The sequence below is a fragment of the Marinobacterium sp. LSUCC0821 genome (assembly GCF_012848475.1).
GTDB lineage: Bacteria > Pseudomonadota > Gammaproteobacteria > Pseudomonadales > Balneatricaceae > Marinobacterium_E.
This window is the reverse complement of sequence record NZ_CP051666.1, coordinates 2,054,445-2,079,883: the sequence shown is the minus strand read 5'-3', so window position 1 is coordinate 2,079,883 and position 25,439 is coordinate 2,054,445. Positions and strand designations below refer to the sequence as shown.

Sequence of the window (25,439 nt, the reverse complement as noted above, 5' to 3'; positions counted from 1 at the left end):
GAGAAAAGATAGATAGGATATAAAAAGATGAATATAGATAGCCTAGTTCGTATGCATCATCGTGGCTACGACGTAAAAGAGATCTCTACGCAACTTGAGATCACTGAAGAGCAACTCGCTGCTGCTTCACGCAAAATCGAGAACATCGAGAAAGCAAAGCGTTTGAATCGTACACAGCACTCGCAAGCTGATTTTGCGATGCGACTGACCTATCGCTAAGGTGCATAGCTAAAAAGCGATCCACACTCTGCCTCTGCGCGTAATTTTAGTGCTAGACTTAGCCAAACTAAAAGTTCTAAACTTATAGCCAGGTTTATTCAGTCGGCGATCTTTACTGGTAAGACGACCGATACCCAATCTCAAAGAGGTAGAGATAGATGAAAAAGACTCTAATCGGCCTAGCTGCCGCTGTTCTAATGGTTCCTGCTTCAGCAATGGCTGAGCGTGATGGTGCTACTGTATACAACACTTACTGTCTTGCATGTCACATGGTTGGCGTTGCTGGCGCACCTAAAATGGGTGATGCAGCAGCTTGGGCTCCACGTGCTGCAAAAGGTGTTGATGCTCTTCTAGCAACTGCCAAAACAGGTATCAATGCAATGCCGCCAATGGGTACTTGCATGGACTGTTCAGATGCAGAACTTAAAGGCGCTATCGAGCACATGATCAACAACTCTAAATAATTCTTAGAGTGTTCTGAAAAGCCGACCTCGTGTCGGCTTTTTTGTGCCCAAATTTTGGTATGATCATCGCCCCATTATTTGGTGAATAAATTCATGACTGATCTTCTCTGGTGGCAATATAGCCTGATCGCATTAATTTTTGTCTGGAGTGGTTTTGTTCGCACCGGCCTTGGATTTGGCGGTGCTGTTCTATCGCTGCCATTTCTACTGTTAATTGTTGATGATCCAGTTATTTTTCTTCCAATCATTGGCATGCACCTGCTGATTTTTTCAGGCTCGATCACACTCGCAAATCATCTCAAAGCAAAACGCAGTGGCAACTCTGGCTTATCCGAGAACGTTGATTGGGACTATCTGAAAAAGAGCCTAAAGATCATGATCATCCCCAAGTTAATTGGGGTATTTGGTCTGCTAACACTGCCAAATGAGATCATGGCCGGCCTGATCTTTGTCATCGTCATTATCTATTCGATCGGCTACATACTTAACAAGCCGTTTCGCAGTAACAGACCTTGGATTGATAATCTATTTTTAATGCTGGGCGGCTATGTCAGCGGTACCTCATTGATCGCAGCACCTCTCGTGATGGCTGTTTTCGCGAGCCATGTAGCTAAAGCCCAGTTGCGAGACACCCTCTTCGTACTCTGGTTTATTCTGGTAGTGATCAAACTTGGTTCATTTGTGATTGCTGGCGTCGATCTGCAACTCATTCACCATTTATGGCTACTCCCCTGCGCTTTTATTGGTCACAAGTTGGGGCAGCGTTTACACAGCTATCTGGTGAATACAGACTCCGTTCTCTTTTTCAAAATCATGGGTAGCGTGTTAATCATTACCAGCACACTTGGGCTTATTCGCTCGATTGCACTGTAAAGGCTGAAAAGCTTGAGAAGCAGGGTATACTTACTCAAACTGAATTCGATGCTAATAGGCTAGGACATGTCAGATAAGAAACAGGCAAGCGATTTCGAAGGCTCATTAAAACGTCTAGAGGCGCTGGTGACCGAGATGGAGAAGGGCGACCTACCCATCGAAGAGGCGCTAAAAGCGTTTGAAGAGGGTATAGGCCTTACACGTGAGTGCCAAAAGATTCTGCAAGATGCCGAGCAGAAAGTCGTTCTCCTTACTGAAAAAGCTGGTCAGATTACTGAGCAGCCATTTGTAGAAGAGTAATCCATCGCCATGGCTTCTGAGATGCAACTGTACCGCGAGCGCGTTGAGTCAAAACTACTCTCACTGCTCTCGTCGCGCGCAAATATTGCATCTCATCTAAATGAGGCGATGCAGTATAGTCTGTTGAATGGTGGTAAACGCCTTCGCCCTATTTTGGTCTACCAGGCGTGTAAATTACTCTGTGGCACCTTAGAGCAAGCTGATAATGCAGCTTGTGCCATTGAAGCGATACATAGCTACTCGCTGGTGCATGATGACCTTCCCGCCATGGATGATGACGATCTTCGCCGCGGCAAACCCACCTGCCACATTAAGTTCGATGAAGCGACTGCAATACTTGCGGGTGATGCCTTGCTAACGCTCGCCTTTGAGCTGTTAAGCTGTGACGATTCATTGCAATCGCCCGATATTAAACTCAAGATGGTTCAAACTCTCGCAACAGCGAGTGGTGATCTGGGCATGGTTGATGGCCAGGCATTTGATTTAGGCTCTGTGGGTAAAGCCCTTACACTTGAAGAGATGCAATCAATGCACGGTGCCAAGACTGGTGCGCTAATTCGTGCAGCTCTGCGCCTAGGTGCACTTGCCAGCAACAATGCCACGCCAGACAGTCTTACCGCACTCGACCAATATGGTGTCGCCATCGGTCTCGCATTCCAGATTCAGGATGACATTCTAGATATCGAGGGAAGCACAGAACAGCTTGGTAAGCCTCAGGGCTCAGACCTGGAGCGAGACAAACCGACCTACCCGGCTCTAATGGGTCTGGAAGCAAGCAAGGCTTGGTTAGAAGAGCTAGTCGAACAGGCCAATGACGCCCTCTCCAGTTTCGGCGAGCAGGCAACTCCTCTTAGGGAGATAGCTCAATTCATCATCTCAAGATCTAGCTAATGATCTCCGACTTCCCTCGCAACCGCCCAAACACCCCTGCGCTCGACAAGATTGCAGGCCCTGCTGATCTGAAAAATTGTAGCATTAATAAGTTAACACAGTTGGCTGACGAGCTTCGTCAATTTTTGCTATTTACAGTGGGACAAACGGGCGGGCATCTGGGAGCAAGCCTAGGGGTTGTAGAGCTAACACTGGCACTCCATCACCTATTGGATACCCCAACGGACCATCTAATCTGGGATGTCGGGCACCAAGCCTATCCGCATAAGATTCTGACAGGTCGCCGCGAACAGATGCTAGCGATGCGAATGGCTCACGGACTCACTCCATTTCCAACGATGAGTGAAAGTGAATTTGATAGCTTCGGCACTGGTCACTCTAGCACCTCAATCAGTGCAGCCCTGGGAATGGCACTGGCTAATAAAATGCAAGGTCAGCAGCGAAAATCCGTTGCGGTTATTGGTGATGGCGCACTGACTGCCGGTATGGCATTTGAGGCCCTAAACCACGCAGCACATACCGGTGCTAACCTGCTCGTTATACTCAACGATAATGATATGTCGATCTCACCAAATCAGGGCGGATTGGCAACCTATCTCGCAACTCAGTTACGCGAGCGAGTACCTACTAACCCTGTCATGCCACTGTTCGAGGCGCTCAACTTTAACTATACAGGGCCTATTGATGGTCATGATTTTGAGCAACTACTACCAGCACTTAATAGGGCTCTGAATAGCAGCGGTCCTCAGTTTTTGCATGTAAGAACTCAAAAAGGGAAAGGCTTTGCACCGGCTGAAGAGGATCCCGTGGGTTACCATGCAATCACCAAACTGGAGCATCCAGGTGAATCCGGTGCCCAAAAGGTGAAATACAGCGATAACTTTGGCCAGTGGTTAACTGAAAAAGGGCGCAACGATAACCGCGTGGTAGCGATTACTCCAGCTATGCGAGAGGGCTCTGGTCTAGTTAGCTTTGCCAACGAATTTCCTGATCGATACTTTGATGTAGCAATAGCAGAACAGCACGCAGCGACACTGGCGGCAGGCTTCGCTGTTGGTGAAATGAAACCAGTCCTAGCGATCTACTCCACATTTCTACAGCGCGCCTATGATCAGGTTGTACACGATATCGTCCTGCAAAATTTGGACTGCTTAGTCGCTATAGATAGGGCAGGACTTGTGGGCGAAGATGGCCCGACCCACTCAGGTATTTTTGATATCGCTTTCTTACGCACTCTGCCCGGTGCGGTTGTGATGACACCCTCTACGCTATCAGAACAGAGAGCCTTGCTAGAACTTGGTTACCAACACGTTGGCCCTGTGTTTATTCGTTATCCACGCGGTAGCGGCGTACCCGAATCCGGACACACATATACTGGTAATCTAGCACTCGGAAAAGGTGCCTTATTAAGAGAGGGCAGCAGTGGAGCAGCCATTCTTAACTTCGGGCCGCTATTAGAGAGTGCAAAAGCAGTAGCCGATGCATTGGATCTAACACTTGTCGATATGCGTTTTGTAAAACCGCTCGACACTGAGTTGTTAACGGAACTGACGACCCGTCACAACCAACTATTCACTCTTGAAGATCATTCGCTGCAAGGCGGTGCTGGAAGTGCTGTTGCTGAGTGGATATCTGAGAGTGGGGTTGATGTGAAACTGAGCTCATTCGGTGTACCTGACCACTGGATTGCCCACGGCACACGTGATGAACAGCTGCAGGCTGCTGGGTTAGATCAAGATAGTCTGCTAAACCGCATCACTAAACTACTTAGTTAAAAACCATTAAGAGCAGCTAAAAGCCTCTTCCGAAAACTAAAACGCCCTGCGTAATTGCAAGGCGTTTAGAGTATTCAAACATCACTCAAATTAAGCGTCAGGCTTAAAATGAACCTCTGTCATCATATGACCTAACTTACCCATCTTGGTCTCGAGGTAGTGTTCGTTGTATCGGTTTTTACCTACCTGAAGAGGTTCACGTTCTGATACGTTCACACCGTACCGCGCTAGTGCATCTACCTTGCGAGGGTTATTGGTCATCAGGTTGACGCTTTTAACGCCTAGATGTTCCAACATCGGCTGACACATAGAGTAGTCTCGCATATCAGCCGCAAAGCCCAGCTTTTCGTTCGCCTCAACGGTATCGCAACCGCCATCTTGAAGGTTGTAAGCACGAATCTTGTTTAAAAGACCGATACCGCGCCCCTCTTGGCGAAGATATAGCAGTACACCTGCACCCTGCTCTGCGATGCGCTTAAGCGCCTCTTGCAGCTGAAATCCACAGTCGCAACGCAAACTAAACAGTGCATCACCCGTTAAACACTCTGAATGCATACGCGCCAAGACCGGGGTATCACCCGCTACATCACCGTAAACAAGAGCAACATGCTCCTTGCCGGTTTCAGTATCTTCAAAGCCAACCATGCGAAACACACCCATGGGTGTTGGCAATTTTGACTCTGCTACAAATTTGATACTCACTGTAAAATCCTCATTCGGCATTTCCATACGCCGGTTAATCACTCTGAACCCAAGTTTATGATGTTACGTTAAGGATTGGGTTCCGGATTCTTTAAATTAGTAGATAGTTTACCGCCTGAAGTACACCTAGGGCCATAAAACCGGCCAAGATATCATCAAGCATGATGCCCAAGCCACCACTAACCTTGCTATCAGCCCAACCGATTGGCCAAGGCTTCCAAATGTCGAACAGGCGGAAGAGTAGGAACCCAAACAACACCCATACCCAACCCTCAGGAAGTGCAATGTAGGTAATCCATAGGCCTACAAACTCATCCCAAACAATGCCGCCGTGATCATGCACGCCCAGATCTTTTGAGGTCTGCCCACATAGCCAAATCCCGACCAGAGATGCCACAACGATCAGTGCAATATAGGAGAGGATTGGAAGATCAGCAAACAACAACCAGAGCGGAATTGCAGCAAGCGTTCCAAAGGTGCCGGGCGCTTTCGGAGCGGCACCACTGCCCAACCCAAAGGCTAGAAAATGGATAGGATTACGCCAAATTGAGGCTGGAGTTTTACTCATATCAAGGGTTACCTTGCTTGTGAAAATGGTCAAATCCGAATGTCTCAGGAAGAGCTATAGAGACTCCATTATCGGTGAGATGAACCCCCTCACCAGCAACTATGCAGCCGATCTCGGTCAGATTCAAAGAGAGGGCTTTAGCCAGCTCTGCTACAGAAGCTCTCATTTCAGAGGGCACTGTAAAGCAGAGTTCAAAATCTTCACCACCCGTTAATGCCCAATGATCCGCATAGGGCTTAGAGACAGATTGCGCCAGCACTTCTGAAATCGGCAACTGGCTACACTCTAATTCAGCAGCCATCTGAGATTGCTCGAGAATATGCCCAAGATCTGCCAATAAGCCATCTGAGATATCTATCGCCGCTGAAGCAATATCGCGTAAAGCCACTCCAAGCTCAACTCTTGGTGTCGGGCGCAGGTAACGAGTTAATAGATACTCATTAGCGTCTAACTCGCCCTTTAGGGTAGCAAGCCCAGCACGTGAATCACCTAAAGAGCCACTGACAAAAATCAGATCGCCTGGCTGTGCACCAGAACGTTTTAACCCCTTTCCAGTCTCCACAAAACCGTGAACCTGAGCAGAGAGGACATTAATCGATCCCGATGTGGTATCGCCGCCAATGAGGGTGACGCCATACTGATGACATGCCTCAGAGAGCCCTTTAGAGAACTGCTCTAACCACTCACTGTCCGAATCTTTCAAAGTGAGTGCTAAGGTTATCCATGCAGGAGAGGCACCCATCGCAGCCAAATCACTCACCGCCGAGCCTAAAAGTCGCCAAGCAAGATCAGCAGGGGCAATATCAGGAAGAAAGTGGACACCTTCCACCAGAGTATCGATGGATAGAGCAAGTTGAGTATCTGGGGGAAGAGTGGTTAGGGCACAATCATCCCCAATTCCAAGTTGGACTTGGGGATGATCGCCACTGGCATTTGCAAAGTAGCGACGAATTATCTCAAATTCGCCCAGCATTACTTACCGCGGTTAGCCTTGATCTCAACCATACGAACTTTCTGTGCCAACTTATCCAACACACCGTTTACATAACGGTGACTGTCAGTCGCACCAAAGATTTTGGCAAGCTCAACGCTTTCGTTAATAGCCACTTTGTAAGGTACTTCGATACGGTTGATCAGCTCGAAGCTACCGATACGAAGGATACTAAGCTCAATTGGGTCTAGCTCATCAACACGACGGTCTAGGTAGATCTCAAAGGCTTTATCAAGATCCGCCTTCTGGGTGTTGATGCCCTGTAGTAGCTCCGAGAATAGCGGCACGTCTGTTTCTGACATGTCATTATCTACACGGAAATGTGCTTCTACTTCATTGGTAGGGTTCTGCGTTAACTCTTGCGAGTAGAGCGCTTGAAGCGTGAAGCTACGTGCATTACGACGCTTCTCGGTGTTTGAAACCTTTTTACGCTTAGGAGCTTGTTCTTCGCTCATCTTAAACCTCAAGCTGACGAAGCAGGCTAACCATCTCTACAGCTGAGAGTGCAGCTTCAGCACCTTTGTTACCCGCTTTAGTGCCCGAACGCTCAATCGCTTGCTCAATAGAGTTCACAGTTAGCACGCCGTTTGCGACTGGGATATCAAAGTCTAGAGATACCTGCGCAACGCCTTTAGACGCTTCATTAGAAACGTACTCAAAGTGAGGCGTACCACCACGAATCACAGCGCCAAGAGCGATGATGGCATCATCCTGCTTCTGCTGTGCTACGCGTTTAACCGCTAGTGGGATTTCGAATGCACCAGGAACACGCACAATACGGATGTTATCTTCAGCAACGCCATGGCGTTTAAGAACATCGATTGCGCCTTCCAATAGGCTCTCAACAACAAATGAATTGAAACGGCCTACAACGATTGTGTAGCGACCATTAGCAGCGACGAAATCGCCTTCAACTACCTTTACACTCATGCTTTTTTCACTCTGTAAAAGGGATATATTCTTCAATCTCAAGGTCGAAACCTGAGATCGCGTTAAATTTCATTGGTGAGCTAAGTAGGCGCATTTTCCCCACACCAAGATCACGTAGAATCTGTGAACCTGTACCGACTGTCAGGTAGGCACCTGACGCGTTCACATTCACTTTTGAAGGTTTACCACCTTGATTGATTGTTGATAGGGCATCACCAAGATCAACTCGGCGACCGCTATCGATCAACAGGGCAACACCCTTACCTTCCTGGGCAATTTTCTCTAGCGCTTTACGCAGCGTCCACTTTGGCTCTGTATCCGCAGCAACACCAACAACATCGCGAAGCACTTCAGTACGGTTGTGAACACGAACAAGCGTTGGCTCATCGTGTTTGATTTCACCAAGGTGCATCGCCAAGTGGTTACAACCAAGAATCTCGTCATGGAACAGAGTGAAATCAAACTGACCATAGTCGGTCGCAATCTGCCCTTTTTCAGAGACAGTTACGGTGCGCTCATTGGCTGTACGATACTGAATAAGGTCGGCGATAGTACCGATCTTAAGGTTATGCTCTTTTGCGAACAGCTCTAGATCAGGACGGCGCGCCATGGTGCCATCTTCGTTCATCACTTCGACAATGACTGATGCTGCACTCATGCCGGCAAGACGAGCAAGATCACAACCCGCTTCAGTATGGCCAGCACGGCTCAATACACCACCTGGCTGTGCCATCAATGGAAAGATGTGGCCTGGCTGTACGATATCTTTAGGCTGAGCATCAGCACGCACGGCTGTACGAACAGTGTGGGCACGATCAGCTGCAGAGATACCCGTAGTCACACCCTCTGCCGCTTCGATAGAGACAGTGAAATTGGTCGAGTATGCTGCGCCGTTGCTCTGGACCATCAACGGCAACTTGAGGCGCTCACAATGGTCGCGCGTCAGTGTAAGACAGATAAGACCACGCGCATTTTTAGCCATGAAGTTAATATCATCTGGACGCACCATCTCGGCAGCGATAACCAGATCACCTTCATTCTCACGGTCTTCGTCATCCATCAGGATAACCATTTTGCCCTGACGGATATCGTCGATTAACTCTTCGACGGTGTTAAGTTGCATAGTCATTCCTAAGCTCTTAGTAATATTAACGCCCGCGCAGGTAGCCTGCAGAGGCGAGCAGCTCGAGTGTAACGCCCTCACCCGAGTCTGCAGTCGACGCAGGTGCACTGAGTAAACGTTCCAGGTAACGCGCAATCATATCGACTTCGATATGCACTTCATCACCCGCTTTGTAGTTACGAATAATCGTACTTTCCGCTGTGTGTGGCACGATGTTCAGAGAGAACACAGCGTTCTCAACGGCATTCACAGTTAAGCTAACGCCATCTATTGTAACCGATCCCTTGTGCGCGATATACCGAGCGAGAGATTGTGGTGCTTCGATTGAAATTCGCACCGAGCGAGCATCTTTAGCGATCGACTTAACCACACCTAAGCCATCCACGTGACCTGATACCAAATGGCCACCCAAACGCGTAGTTGGCAGCAAGGCTTTCTCTAAATTAACCGCCTCACCTACTTGGAGCTGAGCTAAGCGGGTGTGCGCCAAGCTCTCCTGGGATACATCGGCAGTAAAATGGGCACTATCCATATCAACAACGGTTAAACAGACACCGTTGGTCGCAATACTGTCGCCCAGTTGGACATCACTCATATCAAGCGAGCCCACAGCGAGCGTTAATCGCAGATCCCCACCAACGTCCTGAGCTGATGCAACCTCACCTACCGCCTCAATAATTCCAGTAAACATCAGCGTGACTCCTTATAGGTCCAGGTGAAACGTATATCCTGGCCAAGCTGGCGAAGATCTTTAAGCTCAAGCTCAACCGTTTCACTCATAAGATCAAAGGGTAGAACGGCCAACGGGCGCGCCAAATTGCCCATCAGTTTGGGTGCCATATAGACCACCATCTCATCGACTAGTTTGTTGCTAATCATTGCGCCAGCAAGCTCAGCGCCGCACTCAACCAAGAGTTCGTTACACCCCTCATTGAGAGCAAGGTGCTTAATAACAGCGCTCAAATCTAACTGGCCATCAACTAGAGGCATCTGACACTGCTCGACGCTTTCTGGCAGCGAAACATCAGGACCGGTGACAACCAGTGTTCGACCCGGCTGATTCAATATCTTTGCGTTCGCAGGGATTCGGCCTTTGGAATCCAGCACTACGCGCAGCGGTTGGCGCTCGCCAACACTTGGCTTCACGTATTCACTTAACTCATCGCTACGCACCGTCAATGAGGAGTCATCCGAAAGGATAGAACCTATACCTGTCAGGATTGCACTACTGCGAGCACGAAGGCGCTGCACATCAGCACGCGCTTGTGCCCCTGTAATCCACTGCGACTCACCAGAGGCCATCGCAGTTCGTCCATCAGCTGAAATAGCAAGTTTAAGTCGAACATAGGGACGCTGACGTTCCATACGAGACAAAAAACCTCGATTTAAGTCACGAGCTTGCGACTCTAAGAGCCCACTTGATGTCTCAATTCCAGCAGCGTTTAGCATTGCTAAACCTCGACCTGCCACCTCTGGATTAGGATCGACCATCGCAGCGATAACACGAACTACACCGGACTTGATTAACCCTTCAGCACAGGGGGGCGTGCGCCCATAGTGGCTGCAAGGTTCAAGCGTGACATAAGCCGTAGCTCCAGTGGCAACACCACCAACAGCACGCAAAGCATTCACTTCAGCGTGCCCTTCACCAGCACGCTGATGATACCCTTCACCGATCACCTCACCATCACGCACCAATACACACCCAACACGTGGATTAGGATCCGTGGTGTAGGTTCCGCGTGCAGCAAGTTCAATGGCACGCGCCATGAATTGGCGGTCTTGGACGGTGAAGTTCGACATGACTAGGCGTCACCGAATAGATCTGGGCTCTCAGGCACATCCTGCGCATCGCTTTTGCTGCGACGCTGGCGCACCGGCTTGGAGGTAGTTGCATGATCGAGCTCTTCAGGCACAGAAAGACGCTCAATCTCGAGTTTAAATTCATTAATATCTTGGAAGTCGCGGTAGACCGATGCAAAGCGGACATAGGCCACCTGATCCAGAGCACGCAGCTCTGCCATTACCGCTTCGCCTACCATTTTAGATGGCAGTTCACGCTCGCCAGGCGCTCGCAGACGCTGCTTAACGCGATTCACACAGGCTTCAATCTCTTCCATGCTGACCGGACGCTTTTCAAGGGCACGCAAAACACCCGAGCGCAGCTTCTCTTCATCGAAGGGCTGGCGCATTCCATCATTTTTGATCAGACGCGGCATCAATAGTTCTGCCGCTTCGAAGGTGGTGAAACGCTCGTGACAACTGACACATTCACGACGACGACGCACCTGCTGGCCTTCAGCCACAAGCCGAGAATCGTTTACCTTAGTATCCGATGCGCCACAGTAGGGGCAATGCATAGAGACCTCGTCGTTCGTCGAAACTGATTTAAAGTTACTAAATCAGTTGTAGGTTAAAGAGCGCAAAAAGGCTCGCAGTTGCGAGCCTTCGTATTCTAGGTGCTAGAGCCTAAAGACTCAACGCACCTAAACAGTATCACTTATGCGTATACAGGGTACTTAGCACAGATAGTCTGTACCTGACCTTTAACACGTGCAATGACTGCTTCATCGTTGATGTTATCAAGAACATCACAGATCCAGTTTGTTAGCTCAGCCACTTCAGCTTCTTTGAAGCCACGGCGAGTTACCGCTGGAGTACCGATACGAAGACCCGAAGTCACAAATGGTGAGCGTGGGTCATTTGGTACAGAGTTTTTGTTAACAGTGATGTTAGCGCGACCTAGTGCAGCATCCGCATCCTTACCGCTGTACTCTTTGCCGATAAGGCTAAGTAGGAATAGGTGGTCATCAGTACCGCCAGAAACCACATCAAAACCGCGATCTAGGAACACTTTAGCCATCGCCTGAGCATTCTTAACAACCTGTGCCTGATACGCCTTCCACTCTGGCTCCATCGCCTCTTTGAAACATACCGCTTTAGCAGCGATAACGTGCATCAATGGACCACCCTGAGATTCTGGGAATACTGCAAAGTTAAGTTTCTTCTGAAGCTCTTCGTCTGCGTTAGATGAAAGAATCAGACCGCCACGTGGCCCACCAAGGGTTTTGTGAGTTGTTGTCGTTACAACGTCTGCGAAAGCTAGTGGGCTTGGGTAAACACCAGCAGCAACTAGGCCTGCAATGTGAGCCATATCGACAAACAGGTAAGCACCCACTTTGTCAGCGATTTCACGGAACTTAGCCCAATCAACGATACGTGAGTAGGCAGAGAAACCTGCAACGATCATTTTTGGTTTGTGCTCAACCGCTAGACGCTCAACTTCAGCGTAATCGATCTCACCTGTTTCTGGGTTCAAGCCGTACTGAACTGCGTTGTAGATACGACCAGAGAAAGATACAGCTGCACCGTGAGTTAGGTGACCACCGTGCGCTAAGCTCATACCAAGAACCGTATCACCTGGCTGACAAAGTGCCATGTAAACAGCAGCGTTAGCCTGTGAACCTGAGTGTGGCTGTACGTTTGCGTAAGTTGCACCGAATAGCTCTTTAGCGCGATTGATCGCTAGATCTTCAGCGATATCAACGTATTCACAACCACCGTAGTAGCGTTTTGCTGGGTAACCTTCAGCGTACTTGTTAGTTAGAACTGAACCCTGAGCCTGCATTACGCGTGGCGAGGTGTAGTTCTCAGAAGCGATAAGCTCAATGTGCTCTTCCTGGCGCTTCTCTTCAGCTTGCATCGCAGACCAAAGTTCTGCGTCGTAGCTAGCAATGTTCATATCCTTAGTAAACATGAAGGTCCCCTGTTTAGATTTGCGAGTAAAACGTCTCGAGGGCTCTATTTTCACCCAAGAGATCTACTCAAAAATAAGATGGGCGGAATTATATGACATTTTGAGCTTAAAAAGCACATGAATTGCACTCCATCTTATCTATAGAACTTCTCATCTTAAGCCGCGTAAAAATGGCCATAATCGCGCCAGCAAGGTAGAATTCGCGCATCAATTTAAAACTAGGTAAACCTGATGGCTCAGTACGTTTATTCGATGCATCGCGTTGGCAAAGTAGTGCCACCTAAACGCGAGATTCTTAAAGATATATCTCTCTCATTCTTCCCTGGGGCTAAGATCGGTGTTCTTGGTCTTAACGGTGCAGGTAAATCAACACTGCTACGTATCATGGCAGGCGTTGATCAGGACTACATTGGTGAAGCGCGTCCGATGCCAGGCATCAATGTTGGCTACCTACCACAGGAGCCAGAACTAGACGATACCAAGACGGTTCGTGAAGTAATTGAAGAGGCAGTTGCAGACGTTAAGAACGCGCTTACTGAACTTGATCAAGTCTACGCTGCATACGCTGAAGAGGATGCTGACTTCGATGCCCTTGCGAAGCGTCAAGCAGAGCTTGAAAACCTTATCACTGCAAAAGATGGCCACAACCTAGATACTGCGCTTGAGCGTGCTGCTGATGCGATGCGTTTGCCACCTTGGGATGCAGAAGTTAAACACCTATCGGGTGGTGAGCGTCGCCGTGTAGCACTATGTCGTCTACTCCTAGACCACCCAGACATGCTACTTCTAGACGAGCCTACCAACCACTTGGATGCGGAATCTATCGCATGGATCGAGCGTTTCCTTCAGGAGTACCCAGGTACCGTGGTAGCGATTACCCACGACCGTTACTTCCTAGATAACGCAGCTGGCTGGATTTTGGAACTTGACCGCGGCCATGGTATTCCATGGGAGGGCAACTACAGCTCTTGGCTTGAGCAGAAAGATGCGCGCCTAGAGCAGGAAGCTAAGCAAGAAGCGGCTCACCAGAAAGCAATTAAAGCGGAGCTTGAGTGGGTTCGCCAGGGTGCTAAAGGTCGTCAGTCTAAGTCGAAAGCACGTCTGAAACAGTTCGAAGAGATGAACTCTAAAGAGTTCCAGGCTCGCAACGAAACTCAAGAGATTTACATTCCACCTGGCCCACGCCTAGGTGACAAAGTGATCGAGCTTAACAATGTGACTAAGAGCTACGGCGACAAGCTACTGTTCGAAAACCTAAACTTCTCAATTCCACCGGGTGCTATTGTCGGCATCATCGGTCCTAACGGCGCGGGTAAATCGACCCTATTCCGTATGATCGCAGGTGAAGAGCAACCAGATTCTGGTAGCGTAGAGCTTGGTTCAACTGTGCAGCTTGCATACGTCAACCAATCACGAGAGCTAGACGGCAAGAAGACCGTATTCCAAGAGATCTCTGACGGTTCAGACATGATCACTGTCGGCAACTACACCACACCTTCTCGTGCATACTGTGGTCGCTTCAACTTCAAAGGATCAGATCAGCAGAAGTTTGTTAAAGACCTGTCAGGGGGTGAACGCAACCGTCTACACATGGCTAAACTGCTAAAAGAGGGCGGTAACGTTCTTCTTCTCGACGAACCGACCAACGACCTCGACATCGAGACACTACGTGCACTCGAAGAGGCAATTCTTGCCTTCCCAGGATCTGCGGTAGTTATCTCCCACGACCGTTGGTTCCTAGACCGAATCTGTACTCACATGATCGCCTACGAAGGTGATTCTCAAGTAACCTTCTTTGAAGGTAACTACACCGAGTACGCGGAAGACTACAAGAAACGCTTCGGCAAAGATCACCAGCCAGAGCGCATCAAGTATCGCCGCATGAGCTAAGCTCACAGATACAAAAAACCCAGCAGATGCTGGGTTTTTTATTGTTTGCTGGCTACTCGCGATTCAAGACGTCGAGCAGCTCTATCTCAAAGATAAGGTTGGCATTGGGCGGAATCAGATTGGCGAAGCCACGCTCGCCATAACCCATCTCTGCAGGTACCCAGAGCTTTCGTTTACCACCAACGCGCATACCTTTAAGCCCTTCAACCCAAGCAGCAATCACCTTGTTTCGGCTAAGGACAGTCTGAAACGGTTCGCCGCGAGAGTATGAGGAGTCAAACTCTGCGCCATTTTCAAGGGAGCCGCGGTAGTGCGCAGTAATCAGCGCACCGCCCTTTTTCACTTCGGTCCCATCACCTATAACTAGATCTTCGATCACTAACTCGGTCATAGCTTTGGCTTAGTGGTGGTGATGTCCGCCGACACCGTGAGCGTGGCCGTGAGAGATCTCTTCTGCCGTTGCTTCACGAACACTTGCCACTTCAATGTCGTAAGTTAGGGTTTTACCCGCTAGTGGGTGGTTTGTGTCAACAACAACCATTTTAAGACCCGGCTTCACGACTGTGACCTGGCGCATACCGTGGTCAGTGTTAACCGCTGCAACCATACCCGCTTTCCAAGCGCGAACACCCTTAGGCAGACCTTGCAGATGCTTGAGAGGTACACGTGCTTCCTGCCCCTCTTTGCGCTCCCCGTATGCCTGGTCTGGAGTAAGAGTCAAACTAAGCTTATCGCCCGCACTTTTGCCTTCAAGTTCAGATTCGATCGCTTTGATCATGCCATCGTGACCATGCAGGTACGCGATTGGATCGGCATCGTAGTTGGTCTCAATTTGTGAGCCGTCAGCATCTTTAAGTGTGTAGAAGAACTGAACGACACTGTTGTTAGTAATTTGTGACACGTAGATTCCTCATTCTTGAATCAAAAATCGTTAAATTGCGTCCAACGCCTCGGATAAGCGATCGACTGTGATTATTTTCATCCCCTGCACGCTATCCTTTGGCTTATTACCTTTGGGCACGATAGCGCGAGTAAAACCGTGTTTAGCTGCTTCACGAATACGCTCCTGGCCATTTGGCACTGGGCGTATTTCACCAGACAAGCCCACCTCACCAAAGACGATCAAATCGTTCGGCAACGCTTTGTCACGGAAGCTTGATACAACAGATAGCAGTAGCGCCAAATCGGCACTGGTCTCTACCACTCGAATACCACCGACAACGTTGATAAAGACATCTTGATCACCGGTCATCAACCCACCATGACGGTTCAGAACGGCCAGTAACATCGCAAGACGGTTATGGTCCATACCCACAGCAACGCGGCGCGGATTAGAGTGGTGCGAAGTATCCACCAATGCCTGCAACTCAACAAGCATCGGCCGTGTCCCTTCCCATACGACCACAACAATACTGCCAGGTCGTGCGTGATCATCCCTATTTAGGAAGATTGAACTTGGGTTTTTCACCTCTTTGAGGCCGGTCTCAAGCATCGCGAAGACACCGAGCTCATTAACTGCGCCAAAGCGGTTTTTATGACTGCGAAGCGTACGGAAACGGCTATCAGAATCGCCCTCTAACTGCAGTGAGCAGTCGATCATATGCTCCAGTACTTTCGGACCAGCAAGTGAACCATCTTTGGTCACATGGCCAACCAAAAAGATTACGGTGCCCGTCTGCTTTGCATAGCGGGTCAGATAGGCTGCACTTTCACGAACCTGTGAAACAGAACCCGGTGCAGATTGAACATCAGCTACGTGCATTACCTGAATAGAATCAATCACCAACACTTTGGGCTTTAAGGTATCTGCCACGTCACAGATAGTCTCAACAGAGGTCTCTGAAAGCATTTTCAGGTCACCGACATTCAGTCCCAAACGTTTAGCACGCATGGCAACCTGCTGTAGAGACTCCTCGCCGGTGACATAAAGAGCCGGCATGGTAGCGACTAACTGCGCCATCGTTTGCAGAAGCAGCGTACTTTTACCAGCACCCGGATGACCACCGATTAAGATCGCAGAGCCCGGCACTAAGCCTCCGCCCAAAACACGATCAAGTTCACCGATACCGGTATCGATACGCGGCATCGCTTCGAGTTCGACTTCCGATAGGCTGACCACTTTAGATTGGCCAGCGGAGCCTGAATAACCCTGCCTACGAAGAGCCGCTTGGGCACCACCAGCAGGCGCTGCGCCTAAGCGAATTTCCGTAATCGTGTTCCACGCTTTACAGGCACTACACTGCCCTTGCCACTTGGTGTAATCGGCACCGCAATCATTACAAACGTAGGCTTGTTTAGCCTTTGCCATATCGTTATAACCCTATGTAGCTTGCGGAAAGATGCAATTCCGCGTAAATGTATTGCATCCATTTTGCATGATCATCAACTTAATAAGAAGAGAAGGGGCACCAATGAAATTAGAAACTATGGCCGTTCATGCTGGCTACTCACCAGATCCAACGACAAAATCAGTTGCGGTACCTATCTACCAGACCACTTCATACGCCTTTGATAGCGCACAACATGGCGCGGATCTATTCGATCTGAAGGTGGTTGGTAACATCTATACCCGTATCATGAACCCAACAACCGATGTGCTTGAGCAGCGCGTTGCAGCACTCGAGGGTGGTATTGCTGGTCTTGCCGTCGCTTCTGGTATGGCGGCTATCACTTACGCGATTCAAACAATTGCTGAGGTGGGCGACAACATCATCTCTGCGAGTGACCTATACGGTGGTACTTACAACCTATTCGCTCACACACTGCCGCGTCAGGGTATCGAAGTACGTTTTGTTGCGAGTAACGATATCGCTGCAATCGAATCTAAGATCGATGCACGAACTAAAGCACTTTACTGTGAATCTGTTGGTAACCCATCGGGCCGTATTGCCGATATCGCAGCACTTGCAGAAGTTGCACACAAGCACGGCATTCCATTGATCTGTGATAACACAGTTCCAAGCCCTGCATTGTGGCGTCCAATTGAGCAGGGTGCTGACATCATTGTGACGGCGGCAACGAAGTACATCGGCGGTCACGGTAACTCGATTGGTGGTGTGATTGTCGACTCAGGTAAATTCCCTTGGGCGGAGCACAAAGATCGCTTCCCTCTTTTGAATACTCCGGATGTGTCATACCACGGTGTGGTCTACACCGAAGCCTTTGGTCCAGCAGCCTTTATTGGTCGTTGCCGCGTAGTCCCGCTTCGTAACACCGGTGCTGCAATTTCACCGATGAACGTATTCCTCATCCTGCAAGGTCTAGAGACGCTAGCACTGCGCATGGAGCGTATCTGTGAAAATACTCAGAAGGTTGCCGAGTTCCTAGAGGGCCACAGCAAGGTCGGCTGGGTTAAATATGCGGGTCTCGAATCCCACCAAGACCACGCACTTGCGCAGAAATATATGGGCGGTAAGGCGTCAGGCATTTTGAGTTTTGAACTTAAAGGCGGCCGCGAAGCGTCTCGTAAATTCTACGACGCACTTCAGATTTTCCTTCGCCTGGTAAACATTGGTGACTGTAAGTCGCTCGCCTCTATTCCAGCTGAAACGACACACCGTCAGTTGAATGCTGAAGAGCTTGCATCTGCAGGTGTAACCGAGGGGATGGTGCGCCTATCAGTGGGTATTGAGCATATCGACGATCTAATCGCTGACCTCTCACAGGCACTCGACGCTGCTTAATTCGAAATGCCAAAGACAAAAAAACCGAATCATCTGATTCGGTTTTTTTTCGTTTATAGCCTTCGATGAAAAACTCACTCCCTCTTTAGTTTTTGGACGAGTACATTAAGCCAAGGAAGGGCTTCTAGATCTAAATAAATAAACTGAATAGCAGTTCCAAGTGCAATAGTTACTAGGGCAACTCGATGTAGCAGCAACTCAGCAAACACCGGCTCACTCCCTAAATGTCTAAAGAACATTAATGTCAGAAGAACAACAGAGAAGACAAATCCAATTAGGATATAACTCTGCCTCTCGACAATTGAGCCCTCAATAAATGTAAATAGGTAGTACCCCAACAGCCATCCAATCAAAGCCCCAACGACAACATCTGCTGGCCAATGAACACCAACGGCAACACGCGATAGACCAATCAATGCAGCTACAACAACTAATGAGATCTTTAACCAGCGGAATCTGTATTGTGCCGAGAGAATTCCTGCAATACAGAAAGCGGTTGCAGTATGTCCAGAGGGAAATGATTTTGAATGAATCGTCCCACCAATTAAATGGAACGCATTTTGTTCTAAGACCTGAGGTGGGCGATCTACTCCTAGGCCAAACTTTAATCCTTGAACCACAATAGTCAGGGCGATTGCAGTCATCAGACTCGAAAATACTACCGTTTTACTACTTTTATGTCGTGACAATCCAATTAAAAGGGAGAGTGCAACGGCTGCATCTCCCCCATTGGTAAGGAAAACCCACAATCCGTCTGGCAAGATTGAGAACAGGCTATTCAGCGACAGAAAAAGAGGCTGGTTAATATTCGTCAACAACATGAGTGCGCTCAGTAAACCAAGCACACCAACGATTGCTGTATCCAATAACCAAGACTGGCTCATGGCATCTTTAGAAATTGAGGTTTTCATTAATTTCATTTTTCACTGTTAAACAGAGAGATACGTGAGAGTATCCCATCTTTAAGTATTACTTGATGATATATTGCCGCCCCGACATGCAGCCCCACTAGGGCCAACATTAGATTCATCAAAAATACGTGGATATCTCCAAAGATCGTAATCTTTTCATACCACCCAATCACTCCGGCAACCGGCACTAGAAACATCAACAGATAGAGCAAGTGATGTGTCCCAGTCGCTACTTTGTTAAGAAGCGAATCAGATGACTCTATTGGTTCCGGTTTTTGTGAAATAAGCCTCACGATCAATCGAATTATTACTACCGCAATAAAGGCGAGTCCTGCGTAGACGTGGAAGTTGGCGACCCACTGTCCACTGACATCAATGTTTTCCAAATGTTGATCAAAATATTTTGGCATGCCATCACTGATGACATAACTTGCCGCGAACATAATTGCCACTAGCCAATGTAGAAGAGAAAGGCCTGTTGAGTAGTGTTTAACCTTCATATCTGGTTACTCCCTTTAAGAAGCAGGCTTAGTCAGCCTGCTCTGCTCCACCTTTATCCTTCTTAATTTCTGCAGTCACACTCTGGTACCCAGCTGCATCGACAATAACTTTAAAGGTTTTTGCTGATGAGTCTGTTTTGTAAATTGAGTTTGGATTTGCACGGAAATGGCCCGCAATCGTGGCATCATCTAAGTGCACACGTTCTTCTGCGCCAGCTGCAAGTTGAAATCCCTTGAGTGGAACTATGTAAGACTCATGCTTGCCTGAATCATTGCTCGTGATCGAATAACTAACTGATAGACCAGTTAAGTTTTTACTTGAGCTGTTCTTGAGCAACAGTTCAAGGTGATCGGGTGCATCATGTTTTGCTGCATAGTCATAGTTATCCTCGACTAATGCCTCTTTAATTTCTATCGGTGATTTAGGGCCTGAAGTGACTACCGAAATAGGCGCGACCGTTGGCTCTTTATCATCAAGATCTTTAATACCATCTCCATCGGTGTCAGCGTTCAATGGGTCTGTCTGAATAAGTGCTTCAGCAGTATCAGGTATACCATCTTGGTCGCTGTCTACGACAGCTGCCTGTGCTCCCTGTGATAGAAGAATAGTTAAAAGTGAAGCCGCTAAAATAGTCTTTTGAGTTTTCATGATTATGATTCCTTTGATAGTTTTTCAAATTTAAGTTTGTTTGAGATCGTTAAGATTGATAGGAGAAAGAAGCTACCGAAGATCCAAAAGATATCGCTGCGCTTCTCAGTAAGGATTGGAGTGAGCGCCTGGCCGGTGTAGGTATCTTTAATACCTAGTATGGCAAAGCTAGCTCGCTCAAAATGTTTAGTTACTGATGCTGCCTCTATCCCATTTCGAACTAGTTCATAAGTCGCGAACCCTTGCTTGATGCGCTCCTGCTCAACTTTAGGAATATGCAACTGTTTGAACACACCACCAGCAACCTGGTTGTCCGGATCCAAGGTGTCTCCAATCTGAGGAGCAATCAGAACAACCAACAACCAGATTACAAAGCTCGCTAGCAGCGCCGATGATGGGTGTTTGAGCGTGAAAGTCAGAAGCATTGATAGAAGGAAAAAAGCACTTACATAGCTAGTTGCCAGTACCCACACAAATCCAATGCGAACAAGGTCATCACCAGTGAGTGGAACGCCAGAGCTCACCGCTAACATACCCGTCAACACTGCAAAGACCGTAAATAGACTGATAGCAATCAACAACGTACCGGCTAAAACTTTGCCAAGTAAAAACTGAGTTTTTGAGAGGGGGCGAGTTAAAACCAGCGCAAGAGTTTGACGGCCACGTTCAGCAACCGCTGTTCTAAAACCAACCAAAATCCCAAGAACAGCACCCACAATCTCTACCTGCTCAATCGCACCTCGAAGTAGTTTGAGTGGATAGAACTCGGGAGAGGCAATCACATCTAATGATTTTCCTAACGCCAGCAGGGTCTCTTTAGCAGCGTTGTAAGTTGCCACGTCCGTGGTCAGAGCAATCGCCCCTGTTACAAGAGCGGCAATTGCTGCAAGCCCGATAAAGCTAGTCAATACAGTGAAAAATCCATCACGACGAGCCTCTTTGAGGTCCTTACTAGTAATTGCAAAAGTTTGACTAGACATCGAACTCTCCTTTTTCAAGCTTAAGGGTGAGCACCCCAAATGCTGCAATGCATCCAGAAGCTATTGTTAAACCAACTAGCGAAAGTAGAGCGCCCCTAGGAAATGCTTCTCCAGACACTTGATACTCTAGAAAATAAGCGCCGAGTGTTTTAAAGCTTTCAGTCAATGAAATTGGCCCCAGCAACGAGCTCGTAAAGTGGAAAAACGCGCTATCTGGTACAGCGACTAATGACGAAATTGGATTGATCGCAGCTGTTGAATGAATGCTCGACGTCAATTCCGGAAAAACGAAAGTAAAGGTGAGCCAAAGAGTTACAGGAATAAGTAAGGCTACCGACTCAACCCTAGAAGTTGCCGAAGAAGCTATGCTGACAAACCCAAAAAAGAGCAGGTATAGGTATGCGCAAGCAAAGAACTCAACCAACTTAAGCCACTGAGAAGAACTGACTTGTATAGCTGGCAACAGAGCTAGAGTAATAACTGCTATAAGAGCTGATATCAGAATAATCGTGCCCAAAACAACGGCTAGCGCAGATACTTTACCCAGCAGATAAGAGAGTGACTGACCAATACGAGTCCCTATGAGGGGTACTACACCACTTTTGCGATCTGTTGCGATTAACTGATACCCAACGACTATTGAAGCTAGCGCCCCGATCAAACTGATATAGATAGTCATATTTCGGAGCAATCCAAGTGAAGATTGTTGCGTCACAGGATTACTCGGAATTGCGCCACCAGTACTCTGGAGATAAACAACAGCATCCTGATAGATAGCATTAACTGTCGATGTTGCAGACCAGCCTAAGTAGGCTGACATCAAAACCAAACTAACAAACAACAACGCAAAGATATGGACAATCGGTTGTTTCAGCAGTGAGCTGAGTGATTGCTTAGTAACTAAATACGAGACCGAGTGACTCATGCCGCAGCACCTACTCTTTGTTCATTTTGAACGCTTAAATAGAGCTGCTCCATTGCAACCTCATCTCCAAAGCGCTCATTCACTTCTGCAACATCACCATGAAAAACTAACTGACCACGACTCAAAACACCGATAGAGGTACAGGTTTTTGCGATTTCACTAATTAGGTGCGTGTTCATAAAAATCGTCATGCCCTTCTCTTGATTAAGACGGACAATCAACTCACGCAGCATCTTCATACCGAGTGGGTCCAAGCCAGAAGCAGGTTCATCTAAGAAAAGTAATTTAGGGTCGTGAACGATTGCTTGAGCAAGTCCGACGCGCTGACGCATTCCCTTTGAGAAGTTACCCACGCGCTTATTCGCCAGATCCTGAATTGACAGGTACTCCATAGCCTCATCGACTCGATTGGCTGTGTCATTCAGCCCCGACAGCCCAGCGAAGAACTCGAGATTTTCACGTGTCGTTAGGGACTCATAAAGCCGGACATTTTCAGGTACGTATCCAATCGATGGACGCACTTTTTCGGGCTCGAGAAAAAGGTCATTGCCAAAAATTTGCCCACTTCCACTCACCGGTTTGGTTAGCGTGGTGAGAAGATGGATGGTTGTCGTTTTTCCTGCTCCGTTGTGGCCAAGGAAACCAAAAACTTCTCCTTCGGAAATCTGAAGGGTCAAATTATTCAACGCATGATAATCCCCAAACACTTGGTTCACGCGTTTCAAATCTATAGCTAGTTTAGTCATTGATCTGCTCCGTCTTAATATCTATGGGAGCCACTTTAAAGAGGAGATTTGAGACTGATCTGTGCAATTTCTTACAATTTTGTAAGAACCCCGCCGGGCATTGGGATAATCGCTTTAAACCCTGTAATCTTGTGTCTACTGAAAAGAGACATTGAAGACTAGCAACATGAAAATTTTGTACGCAGAAGACGATCTAGAGACAGCTGAATACGTTCGTGCAGGCCTCGCACAACAGGGTTACTCAGTCGATGTCGTGCACGACGGCAAGCACGCACTGGGACAGGCAACCATGCAAGATTATGATCTCTACATCTTCGATAGAATGATGCCTAGTTTAGATGGTCTATCTGTAGTCAAGTCGCTTCGCGCAGCTAAGGACTTAACACCAGCGATCTTCTTGACCGGAATGGGAAGCGTAGATGATCGTGTAGGTGGATTAAAATCTGGGGCTGATGACTATCTAGTAAAACCCTTTTCTATGGCAGAGTTAATTGCACGCATAGAGGTCATTACTCGCAGACCAGCCATGCAAGTTGAACAAACAGAGCTGATGCTTGGTGGTTTACAAGTAAAGCTACTAAGCCACGAAGTTTTCCGTAGCGGCGAAAAAATTGACCTTCAGCCTCGTGAATACGCCCTTTTACGCTTTTTAATGGAGCGTGCAGAGCGTGTGCAGACTAAAACGATGATTTTGGAAGCAGTTTGGAACATCAACTTCGACCCTAAAACCTCAGTCGTCGAGACACATATCAGTCGACTAAGAGCAAAATTAGACAAACCTTTTGGCACTAACAACATCCAAACTGTTCATGGCTCAGGATATCTTTTTAAACCATGAGCAATTCTATTCGTGAACTAACTAGGCTCTATCTAAATAGAGTTTCATCCCCTATTCTATTTACTATCATCATCACCACTGTTTTCGCACTGAGCACCTCTATTGCGGCACTTGTCGCAGTTCAGGTCCACAGCACTGAAATATCTGACCGTCTCTATCTAGATACAAAATCGACAGCAGATTCATATTTGGGAATTTATAAACTGGCCGGTCCAGAGGCTGTAATTAGTGAAATTAAGCGCCAAGCGCAATTTGCAAATGACAACACAACGCTTGCAAGCTTTTGGTTCAGCAAGACTAAAACTGCAACAGGAACACTTCTAGTTCACGCACCATTTGACGGTCGTAGCTCACTATCGGGGGGAAAGGAGATTAGCTCTGTAACCGATGTCGGTGATGAAAGTGACGGTCGATATTACGGCTTTGGGATTAAAGTCGATGATGGTTGGATTCTTGTCGCGAAAGATAGTCGCTGGGTTTCAGATAGCCAGGAGCTCTTAACTGAATCCATTTTATGGGGGTTAGGCATAGCGATGACTATCGTCACGATTGTGGCTTTCAGCATTGCTAAATTGAGCCAATTGAGAGTTCACTCCATCAATACCGTTTTAAATAAGGCAGCTAATGGCCAACTTAACGTTCGCTGTGAGATATCACCTCACGAACGTGATGAACTTGCCACAGTTTCAAGAGGCATTAACCAAACTTTGGAACAGCTTGAAACCTCAATTCAAAGCTTGCAGCAAGTATCTAGTGATATTGCTCATGACTTAAGAAGACCCTTAACTCGCCTTCGATTGAAACTAGAGGGCCTATCGCACGAGCATGACACAAAACTCAAAAATTTAGATTCAGCAATTGAAGATGTTGACCGTCTCTCCGCAACCTTTGATTCTGTTTTAGAGCTAGCCCAAATTGAAAGTGGTATCGAGGAAATAGAATCTAAACCTGTTGAGTTGGGAGAGTTGTGTCGTGAAACCCTCGAGCTTTTCGAACCAATTGCTGAAGAGAGCGGACACTATTTACCCCCGATTACATCTCAGAATTTTGTGACTGTTGCCGGCGATAGTAATCTTTTGCGTCAGGCTATTATCAACCTGGTTGATAACGCAATGCGCTACACTCCAGCGGGCTCAGAAATCAGAATTTCATATGGGTTTCTAAAATCTCAACCCTATCTACAAGTGAGTGATAACGGCCCCGGCATTGATGCTAACGAGCTTGAATTGGTTGTACGTCGCTTCTATCGAGCAGATAAAAGTCGCAACATAGAAGGTACTGGACTTGGATTGAGTTTAATTAAAGCGATAGCAGCAAGACATAATGCAGAGTTGAAACTAGCTGATAATAAACCAGGACTTCAAGTCACATTAATCTTTAAATAACAGATATAAAAAAACGCTAAACGTGGGGGCGTATAGCGTTTTGTGGGAGCAGAATCGAATTAATTAGCCTTTAATGTGTATTGGCTCATACTCAAACTGACAGGTTAGGAAATTGGTTGCGACCCAATCGTACAGTCAGCAGATTGCCCTTTTCGGACATTCAGACCAAGTCATTTTATGACGGTCCCACCACCGCTCTACTCACAAAAGCGGTCGTTAACTTAGCACTTAAAACCAGCCATAGAAAACCAGCCCAGTCTCGTAGGGTATGGTACTAAAACTGGGAGCCCCTCAGTGCAGTCAACATTTAGTTTCCAAACCTTTCAAGTGTATTTTCGG

General features: G+C 47.7%; 29 protein-coding genes. 10 read left to right on the top strand and 19 right to left on the bottom strand.

What is annotated here, in order from left to right; all coding sequences use genetic code 11:
* The first annotated feature begins 27 nt into the window (after positions 1–27).
* The 6 genes from HH196_RS10115 (at position 28) to HH196_RS10090 (ending at position 4,522) form a co-directional block, all read left to right on the top strand.
* Positions 28–219 carry a hypothetical protein gene (locus HH196_RS10115; RefSeq protein WP_169451998.1) on the top strand — a complete coding sequence of 64 codons (192 nt, stop codon included), beginning with the start codon at positions 28–30 and terminating at the stop codon, positions 217–219.
* A gap of 158 nt (positions 220–377) precedes the next feature.
* Positions 378–683, top strand: coding sequence for a cytochrome c5 family protein (locus HH196_RS10110; protein ID WP_169451997.1), 306 nt, complete (start codon positions 378–380; stop codon positions 681–683).
* Positions 684–776: 93 nt separating this feature from the next.
* Entirely contained in the window at positions 777–1,556 is a 780-nt protein-coding gene (locus HH196_RS10105; protein WP_169451996.1) for a sulfite exporter TauE/SafE family protein, read from the top strand.
* A 66-nt stretch (positions 1,557–1,622) separates the two neighbouring features.
* Positions 1,623–1,856, top strand: a complete 234-nt coding sequence (locus HH196_RS10100; RefSeq protein WP_169451995.1) for an exodeoxyribonuclease VII small subunit — start codon at positions 1,623–1,625, stop codon at positions 1,854–1,856.
* 21 nt (positions 1,857–1,877) lie between these two features.
* A complete protein-coding gene (locus HH196_RS10095) occupies positions 1,878–2,747 on the top strand; it encodes a polyprenyl synthetase family protein (protein ID WP_248276852.1) in 870 nt (289 codons plus the stop codon).
* Entirely contained in the window at positions 2,747–4,522 is a 1,776-nt protein-coding gene (locus HH196_RS10090) for a 1-deoxy-D-xylulose-5-phosphate synthase (protein ID WP_169451993.1), read from the top strand. Before HH196_RS10095 ends, HH196_RS10090 begins: the two co-directional genes overlap by 1 nt.
* 90 nt (positions 4,523–4,612) lie before the next feature.
* Here HH196_RS10090 and ribA read toward each other — a convergent pair whose 3' ends face one another.
* The 10 genes from ribA to glyA all read right to left on the bottom strand — a co-directional run bounded on the left by ribA (position 4,613) and on the right by glyA (position 12,593).
* Complete coding sequence (gene ribA / locus HH196_RS10085) at positions 4,613–5,224, bottom strand: GTP cyclohydrolase II (protein ID WP_169451992.1); 612 nt, start codon at positions 5,222–5,224, stop codon at positions 4,613–4,615.
* A gap of 91 nt (positions 5,225–5,315) precedes the next feature.
* Positions 5,316–5,792, bottom strand: coding sequence for a phosphatidylglycerophosphatase A (locus HH196_RS10080; protein ID WP_169451991.1), 477 nt, complete (start codon positions 5,790–5,792; stop codon positions 5,316–5,318).
* A 1-nt stretch (position 5,793) separates the two neighbouring features.
* Positions 5,794–6,765 (bottom strand): thiamine-phosphate kinase, encoded by a 972-nt coding sequence (gene thiL / locus HH196_RS10075; protein ID WP_169451990.1) that lies wholly within the window; start codon positions 6,763–6,765, stop codon positions 5,794–5,796.
* Positions 6,765–7,238, bottom strand: a complete 474-nt coding sequence (gene nusB, locus HH196_RS10070) for a transcription antitermination factor NusB (protein ID WP_169451989.1) — start codon at positions 7,236–7,238, stop codon at positions 6,765–6,767. Before nusB ends, thiL begins: the two co-directional genes overlap by 1 nt.
* Before the next feature lies 1 nt (position 7,239).
* On the bottom strand, positions 7,240–7,713 hold the full coding sequence (gene ribE / locus HH196_RS10065; protein ID WP_169451988.1) for a 6,7-dimethyl-8-ribityllumazine synthase: 474 nt from the start codon (positions 7,711–7,713) through the stop codon (positions 7,240–7,242).
* 7 nt (positions 7,714–7,720) lie between these two features.
* Positions 7,721–8,836, bottom strand: coding sequence for a bifunctional 3,4-dihydroxy-2-butanone-4-phosphate synthase/GTP cyclohydrolase II (gene ribBA / locus HH196_RS10060; protein WP_169451987.1), 1,116 nt, complete (start codon positions 8,834–8,836; stop codon positions 7,721–7,723).
* 25 nt (positions 8,837–8,861) lie between these two features.
* The gene (locus tag HH196_RS10055; RefSeq protein ID WP_169451986.1) at positions 8,862–9,527 is read right to left on the bottom strand and encodes a riboflavin synthase; all 666 of its coding nucleotides are present in this window, start codon (positions 9,525–9,527) and stop codon (positions 8,862–8,864) included.
* Positions 9,527–10,639, bottom strand: coding sequence for a bifunctional diaminohydroxyphosphoribosylaminopyrimidine deaminase/5-amino-6-(5-phosphoribosylamino)uracil reductase RibD (gene ribD, locus HH196_RS10050; protein WP_169451985.1), 1,113 nt, complete (start codon positions 10,637–10,639; stop codon positions 9,527–9,529). Before ribD ends, HH196_RS10055 begins: the two co-directional genes overlap by 1 nt.
* A gap of 2 nt (positions 10,640–10,641) precedes the next feature.
* Positions 10,642–11,196: a transcriptional regulator NrdR gene (gene nrdR / locus HH196_RS10045; RefSeq protein WP_169451984.1), complete on the bottom strand. Its 555-nt coding sequence runs from the start codon at positions 11,194–11,196 to the stop codon at positions 10,642–10,644.
* A gap of 140 nt (positions 11,197–11,336) precedes the next feature.
* Positions 11,337–12,593 carry a serine hydroxymethyltransferase gene (glyA, locus tag HH196_RS10040; RefSeq protein ID WP_169451983.1) on the bottom strand — a complete coding sequence of 419 codons (1,257 nt, stop codon included), beginning with the start codon at positions 12,591–12,593 and terminating at the stop codon, positions 11,337–11,339.
* Positions 12,594–12,824: 231 nt separating this feature from the next.
* On the opposite strand from glyA, the gene ettA reads away from it, so the two are divergent.
* Entirely contained in the window at positions 12,825–14,483 is a 1,659-nt protein-coding gene (gene ettA / locus HH196_RS10035; protein ID WP_169451982.1) for an energy-dependent translational throttle protein EttA, read from the top strand.
* A 52-nt stretch (positions 14,484–14,535) separates the two neighbouring features.
* Here the strand turns inward: ettA and HH196_RS10030 are convergent, their stop codons facing one another.
* From HH196_RS10030 to radA, 3 genes are read right to left on the bottom strand one after another with little or no spacing between them, the layout of a single operon-like run.
* Positions 14,536–14,874, bottom strand: a complete 339-nt coding sequence (locus tag HH196_RS10030) for an FKBP-type peptidyl-prolyl cis-trans isomerase (protein ID WP_169451981.1) — start codon at positions 14,872–14,874, stop codon at positions 14,536–14,538.
* A gap of 9 nt (positions 14,875–14,883) precedes the next feature.
* Complete coding sequence (locus HH196_RS10025) at positions 14,884–15,384, bottom strand: peptidylprolyl isomerase (protein WP_248276851.1); 501 nt, start codon at positions 15,382–15,384, stop codon at positions 14,884–14,886.
* Positions 15,385–15,414: 30 nt separating this feature from the next.
* Positions 15,415–16,791: a DNA repair protein RadA gene (radA, locus tag HH196_RS10020; protein ID WP_169451980.1), complete on the bottom strand. Its 1,377-nt coding sequence runs from the start codon at positions 16,789–16,791 to the stop codon at positions 15,415–15,417.
* Between the two features lie 103 nt (positions 16,792–16,894).
* Between radA and HH196_RS10015 the strand changes: the two genes are divergently transcribed.
* The gene (locus tag HH196_RS10015) at positions 16,895–18,166 is read left to right on the top strand and encodes an O-acetylhomoserine aminocarboxypropyltransferase/cysteine synthase family protein (protein ID WP_169451979.1); all 1,272 of its coding nucleotides are present in this window, start codon (positions 16,895–16,897) and stop codon (positions 18,164–18,166) included.
* A gap of 74 nt (positions 18,167–18,240) precedes the next feature.
* Here HH196_RS10015 and HH196_RS10010 read toward each other — a convergent pair whose 3' ends face one another.
* From HH196_RS10010 to HH196_RS09985, 6 genes are read right to left on the bottom strand one after another with little or no spacing between them, the layout of a single operon-like run.
* Positions 18,241–19,086 carry a phosphatase PAP2 family protein gene (locus tag HH196_RS10010; protein ID WP_169451978.1) on the bottom strand — a complete coding sequence of 282 codons (846 nt, stop codon included), beginning with the start codon at positions 19,084–19,086 and terminating at the stop codon, positions 18,241–18,243.
* Complete coding sequence (locus tag HH196_RS10005) at positions 19,083–19,577, bottom strand: cytochrome b (protein ID WP_169451977.1); 495 nt, start codon at positions 19,575–19,577, stop codon at positions 19,083–19,085. The genes HH196_RS10010 and HH196_RS10005 overlap by 4 nt, the downstream gene beginning before the upstream one ends.
* A 28-nt stretch (positions 19,578–19,605) precedes the next feature.
* Positions 19,606–20,226, bottom strand: a complete 621-nt coding sequence (locus tag HH196_RS10000; protein ID WP_169451976.1) for a hypothetical protein — start codon at positions 20,224–20,226, stop codon at positions 19,606–19,608.
* Positions 20,227–20,228: 2 nt separating this feature from the next.
* A complete protein-coding gene (locus tag HH196_RS09995) occupies positions 20,229–21,206 on the bottom strand; it encodes an ABC transporter permease (RefSeq protein WP_169451975.1) in 978 nt (325 codons plus the stop codon).
* On the bottom strand, positions 21,199–22,131 hold the full coding sequence (locus tag HH196_RS09990; RefSeq protein WP_169451974.1) for an ABC transporter permease: 933 nt from the start codon (positions 22,129–22,131) through the stop codon (positions 21,199–21,201). Before HH196_RS09990 ends, HH196_RS09995 begins: the two co-directional genes overlap by 8 nt.
* Positions 22,128–22,877, bottom strand: a complete 750-nt coding sequence (locus HH196_RS09985; RefSeq protein ID WP_169451973.1) for an ABC transporter ATP-binding protein — start codon at positions 22,875–22,877, stop codon at positions 22,128–22,130. The genes HH196_RS09990 and HH196_RS09985 overlap by 4 nt, the downstream gene beginning before the upstream one ends.
* A 166-nt stretch (positions 22,878–23,043) precedes the next feature.
* Here HH196_RS09985 and HH196_RS09980 point away from each other — a divergent pair, with 166 nt between their 5' ends.
* The gene (locus HH196_RS09980) at positions 23,044–23,715 is read left to right on the top strand and encodes a response regulator transcription factor (RefSeq protein WP_169451972.1); all 672 of its coding nucleotides are present in this window, start codon (positions 23,044–23,046) and stop codon (positions 23,713–23,715) included.
* Positions 23,712–25,100, top strand: a complete 1,389-nt coding sequence (locus HH196_RS09975) for a sensor histidine kinase KdpD (RefSeq protein WP_169451971.1) — start codon at positions 23,712–23,714, stop codon at positions 25,098–25,100. Before HH196_RS09980 ends, HH196_RS09975 begins: the two co-directional genes overlap by 4 nt.
* The last annotated feature ends 339 nt before the right edge of the window (positions 25,101–25,439 follow it).

Excerpts from the sequence above, each read along its gene's own strand:
- HH196_RS10115 (WP_169451998.1), top strand. The coding sequence starts at position 28 with ATGAATATAGATAGCCTAGTTCGTATGCATCATCGTGGCTACGACGTA.
- HH196_RS10110 (WP_169451997.1), top strand. The coding sequence starts at position 378 with ATGAAAAAGACTCTAATCGGCCTAGCTGCCGCTGTTCTAATGGTTCCT.
- HH196_RS10105 (WP_169451996.1), top strand. The coding sequence starts at position 777 with ATGACTGATCTTCTCTGGTGGCAATATAGCCTGATCGCATTAATTTTT.
- HH196_RS10100 (WP_169451995.1), top strand. The coding sequence starts at position 1,623 with ATGTCAGATAAGAAACAGGCAAGCGATTTCGAAGGCTCATTAAAACGT.
- HH196_RS10095 (WP_248276852.1), top strand. The coding sequence starts at position 1,878 with ATGCAACTGTACCGCGAGCGCGTTGAGTCAAAACTACTCTCACTGCTC.
- HH196_RS10090 (WP_169451993.1), top strand. The coding sequence starts at position 2,747 with ATGATCTCCGACTTCCCTCGCAACCGCCCAAACACCCCTGCGCTCGAC.
- HH196_RS10080 (WP_169451991.1), bottom strand. The coding sequence starts at position 5,792 with ATGAGTAAAACTCCAGCCTCAATTTGGCGTAATCCTATCCATTTTCTA.
- thiL (WP_169451990.1), bottom strand. The coding sequence starts at position 6,765 with ATGCTGGGCGAATTTGAGATAATTCGTCGCTACTTTGCAAATGCCAGT.
- nusB (WP_169451989.1), bottom strand. The coding sequence starts at position 7,238 with ATGAGCGAAGAACAAGCTCCTAAGCGTAAAAAGGTTTCAAACACCGAG.
- ribE (WP_169451988.1), bottom strand. The coding sequence starts at position 7,713 with ATGAGTGTAAAGGTAGTTGAAGGCGATTTCGTCGCTGCTAATGGTCGC.
- ribBA (WP_169451987.1), bottom strand. The coding sequence starts at position 8,836 with ATGCAACTTAACACCGTCGAAGAGTTAATCGACGATATCCGTCAGGGC.
- HH196_RS10055 (WP_169451986.1), bottom strand. The coding sequence starts at position 9,527 with ATGTTTACTGGAATTATTGAGGCGGTAGGTGAGGTTGCATCAGCTCAG.
- ribD (WP_169451985.1), bottom strand. The coding sequence starts at position 10,639 with ATGTCGAACTTCACCGTCCAAGACCGCCAATTCATGGCGCGTGCCATT.
- nrdR (WP_169451984.1), bottom strand. The coding sequence starts at position 11,196 with ATGCATTGCCCCTACTGTGGCGCATCGGATACTAAGGTAAACGATTCT.
- glyA (WP_169451983.1), bottom strand. The coding sequence starts at position 12,593 with ATGTTTACTAAGGATATGAACATTGCTAGCTACGACGCAGAACTTTGG.
- ettA (WP_169451982.1), top strand. The coding sequence starts at position 12,825 with ATGGCTCAGTACGTTTATTCGATGCATCGCGTTGGCAAAGTAGTGCCA.
- HH196_RS10030 (WP_169451981.1), bottom strand. The coding sequence starts at position 14,874 with ATGACCGAGTTAGTGATCGAAGATCTAGTTATAGGTGATGGGACCGAA.
- radA (WP_169451980.1), bottom strand. The coding sequence starts at position 16,791 with ATGGCAAAGGCTAAACAAGCCTACGTTTGTAATGATTGCGGTGCCGAT.
- HH196_RS10015 (WP_169451979.1), top strand. The coding sequence starts at position 16,895 with ATGAAATTAGAAACTATGGCCGTTCATGCTGGCTACTCACCAGATCCA.
- HH196_RS10010 (WP_169451978.1), bottom strand. The coding sequence starts at position 19,086 with ATGAAATTAATGAAAACCTCAATTTCTAAAGATGCCATGAGCCAGTCT.
- HH196_RS10005 (WP_169451977.1), bottom strand. The coding sequence starts at position 19,577 with ATGAAGGTTAAACACTACTCAACAGGCCTTTCTCTTCTACATTGGCTA.
- HH196_RS10000 (WP_169451976.1), bottom strand. The coding sequence starts at position 20,226 with ATGAAAACTCAAAAGACTATTTTAGCGGCTTCACTTTTAACTATTCTT.
- HH196_RS09995 (WP_169451975.1), bottom strand. The coding sequence starts at position 21,206 with ATGTCTAGTCAAACTTTTGCAATTACTAGTAAGGACCTCAAAGAGGCT.
- HH196_RS09990 (WP_169451974.1), bottom strand. The coding sequence starts at position 22,131 with ATGAGTCACTCGGTCTCGTATTTAGTTACTAAGCAATCACTCAGCTCA.
- HH196_RS09985 (WP_169451973.1), bottom strand. The coding sequence starts at position 22,877 with ATGACTAAACTAGCTATAGATTTGAAACGCGTGAACCAAGTGTTTGGG.
- HH196_RS09980 (WP_169451972.1), top strand. The coding sequence starts at position 23,044 with ATGAAAATTTTGTACGCAGAAGACGATCTAGAGACAGCTGAATACGTT.
- HH196_RS09975 (WP_169451971.1), top strand. The coding sequence starts at position 23,712 with ATGAGCAATTCTATTCGTGAACTAACTAGGCTCTATCTAAATAGAGTT.